Origin of the sequence: Arthrobacter sp. 2YAF22_2 (assembly GCF_052114645.1) — a bacterium.
In the GTDB taxonomy this organism is placed as follows: domain Bacteria; phylum Actinomycetota; class Actinomycetes; order Actinomycetales; family Micrococcaceae; genus Arthrobacter.
In genome coordinates this window covers 1-2,498 of sequence record NZ_JBFRFD010000519.1, presented here as the reverse complement: position 1 = coordinate 2,498, position 2,498 = coordinate 1, and the positions used below count along the sequence as shown (strand labels likewise).

Annotated in this window: 4 protein-coding genes and 1 pseudogene; all 5 read left to right on the top strand. The window is 70.2% G+C overall.

The genetic code is table 11. The features are described 5' to 3' along the window. Window positions 1–920, top strand: a 920-nt coding sequence (gene folP, locus AB4Y86_RS16715) for a dihydropteroate synthase (protein WP_441403294.1), incomplete at its 5' end; no start/stop codon positions are given. Between the two features lie 11 nt (window positions 921–931). Next, window positions 932–1,291 (top strand): dihydroneopterin aldolase, encoded by a 360-nt coding sequence (gene folB / locus AB4Y86_RS16710; protein ID WP_441403293.1) that lies wholly within the window; start codon window positions 932–934, stop codon window positions 1,289–1,291. Further along, a complete protein-coding gene (gene folK, locus AB4Y86_RS16705; protein ID WP_441403292.1) occupies window positions 1,288–1,836 on the top strand; it encodes a 2-amino-4-hydroxy-6-hydroxymethyldihydropteridine diphosphokinase in 549 nt (182 codons plus the stop codon). Before folB ends, folK begins: the two co-directional genes overlap by 4 nt. Beyond that, on the top strand, window positions 1,833–2,357 hold the full coding sequence (locus AB4Y86_RS16700; protein ID WP_441403291.1) for a DUF3180 domain-containing protein: 525 nt from the start codon (window positions 1,833–1,835) through the stop codon (window positions 2,355–2,357). The genes folK and AB4Y86_RS16700 overlap by 4 nt, the downstream gene beginning before the upstream one ends. Then, window positions 2,338–2,498, top strand: a pseudogene (locus AB4Y86_RS16695) (PH domain-containing protein); the annotation flags it as partial. The gene AB4Y86_RS16700 and the pseudogene AB4Y86_RS16695, both read left to right, overlap by 20 nt.

Below are 2,498 nucleotides of genomic sequence, written 5' to 3'. Positions count from 1 at the left end.
GAACAGGACCTGCCACCTCGCCGCTGCCCGTGCTGCGCAAGCCGCGCCCGGCCGCGGCTTTCAAGGACCTGCCCACGGACCGGACGCTGGTGATGGGGATCCTGAACGTCACCCCGGATTCGTTCTCCGACGGCGGGAAGCACGCGACGGCGGACACCGCAGTCGCCGCCGGCCTGCGGATGTACTACGCCGGCGCCGACATCATCGACGTCGGCGGTGAATCCACCCGTCCCGGCGCCGCCGACGTCAGCGTCGAAGAAGAACAGCGCCGGGTCCTGCCAGTGATCGAGGCACTCGTCAAGGCCGGCGCCCTGGTCAGCATCGACACCACGCACGCCGCCACTGCCGAGGCTGCGCTGGCCGCCGGGGCCACCATAATCAACGACGTCTCCGGCCTCACGATCGAGCCGGAAATGGCCGAACTCGTGGCGCGGAGCAAGGCGCCCTATATCCTCACACACCGCCGCGGCGATGCCAGCACCATGGACTCGCTGGTCGAGTACCGGGACGTGGCGCAGGACGTCGCCGCCGAACTCGCCGGCGTCCGGGACAAGCTCTACGCCGCCGGCGCCACCGCAGAACAGATCATCCTGGACCCGGGCCTGGGCTTCGCGAAAACCGGGGCGCAGAACTGGGAACTGCTGCAAAACATCGACGTGCTGCAGGCCCTGGGCCACAAGGTCCTGGTCGCCGCCTCCCGGAAACGGTTCCTGGGCAGCCTCCTGACCGTCGCCGGCAAGTCGGCGCCGCCGGTCGAACGCGACGCGGCGACCGCCGCCGTGACTGCCATCAGCGCCTACCGCGGCGCCTGGGCGGTCCGCGTGCATGACGTCGGCCCGAGCCTGGACGCCGTCAAGGTCGCCGCCCGCATCGCCCCGGTTCCGTGCCCGGCGGCCTCCGCCGTGCCCGGCGACAACTGAACCGGCCGCCCATGGACCGGATCACACTGAGCGGCGTCACCGCCGTCGGGCATCACGGGGTGTTCGACTTCGAACGCCGCGACGGCCAGCCGTTCGTCGTCGATGCGGTGCTGCACCTCGACTTTGCGCCGGCCGCGGCCAGCGACGACGTGCTGGACACCGCGCACTACGGGGAGGTGGCCGAGTGCATCCGCGGCTGGATCACCGGCACACCGCTGAACCTGATCGAGGCCCTCGCCGTCCGGATCGCCGACGACGTGCTGCGGCGCTTCCCGGTGGCCGCGGTGGACATCACCGTGCACAAACCCAAAGCCCCGATCGAGGTCGACTTCGGCGATGTGTCCGTCAGCGTGCACCGGGAACAGCCATGAGCCCCCACGCCGCGGCCTACACGCGCGCCGTGATCGCCCTCGGCAGCAACCTGGGGGCCCGTAACGACACGCTCTCCGCCGCCGTCGCCGACCTCGTCGACCCGCCGGAGGTGCGGCTGCTGGCCATCTCGCCGATCGTCCAGACCAAGGCCGTGGGCGGCCCGCCGAACCAGCCGGATTTCCTGAACATGGTGATCGCCGTGGAAACCTCGCTCTCGCCCGAGGACCTGCTGCGGCACTGCCACGCGGTGGAACAAAAGCATCTGCGGGTCCGGGAGGTCCGCTGGGGTCCGCGCACCCTGGACGTGGACATCATCACGTACGGCGAACTGGTCAGTTCGGACCCCGACCTGACACTCCCGCACCCGCGCGCCGCGGAGCGCGCCTTCGTGCTCTACCCGTGGTCCCTGATCGAACCTGCGGCCAGGCTCAACGGCGAACGCGTGGGCGAACTGGCCGCCAGGGCCGCCGATTTCCCTGATCTGGCACCCTTTGACGGCTTCGAGGACCTCAACGGCGTGGCTGGGGCGGTGGAGGCGCCGTGAAGCTGACCAACCCGCTCCTGCTGCTCGTGATCGGCGTCGGGCTGGCCGCCGCCGGCTGGTTCGCCACGCTGCTTGCCGGCCGCTACGGCCTGGCCACCCCGGTGCTGCCACTGACCGGACTGATCACCATGGGCGTGATCGTGGTCCTCACGCTGATCCTCGGAGTCCGCGTGCTGCGCTGGCGCAACGGCAACAAGAAAAGAATGCTCAACCCGATCCTGGCCGCATGGACCCTGGTCCTTGCCCAGGCCTGCGCCTACACCGGGGCGATGCTGCTGGGCTGGCACGCCGGGATCTTCCTGGACCAGCTGCGACTCTGGAGCGTCCGCAGCGGTCAGGCCATCACCTGGCAGACGCTGGTCATGGCTGGCGGCGGCCTGGCCATGATTGTGGTGGGCCTGCTGGTGGAGCGGTTCTGCCGGATTCCGCCCGAGGACGGCGACGCCGAGGGGACCACGGACCTGCACGGGAAGCGCGGCAAACCCGAGGCGGAAGGCGAATATGCGTACCGAGGCGATTGACCCGCCGGGCGTTGCGTGGCTGCGGGTTTCACCCCGGTACATCACGGTGCGGCTGGCGGGCTGGGCGCTGGGCAACCTGGCGCTCGTCGCCGTCCTGTCCCTGCCGCTGATCCTGGTCCTAAACGGAGCCTGGACCTGGCC

What these genes read in the sequence shown, in the direction of transcription:
- folB (WP_441403293.1), top strand. Translation starts at nt 932, where the DNA reads ATGGACCGGATCACACTGAGCGGCGTCACCGCCGTCGGGCATCACGGG.
- folK (WP_441403292.1), top strand. Translation starts at nt 1,288, where the DNA reads ATGAGCCCCCACGCCGCGGCCTACACGCGCGCCGTGATCGCCCTCGGC.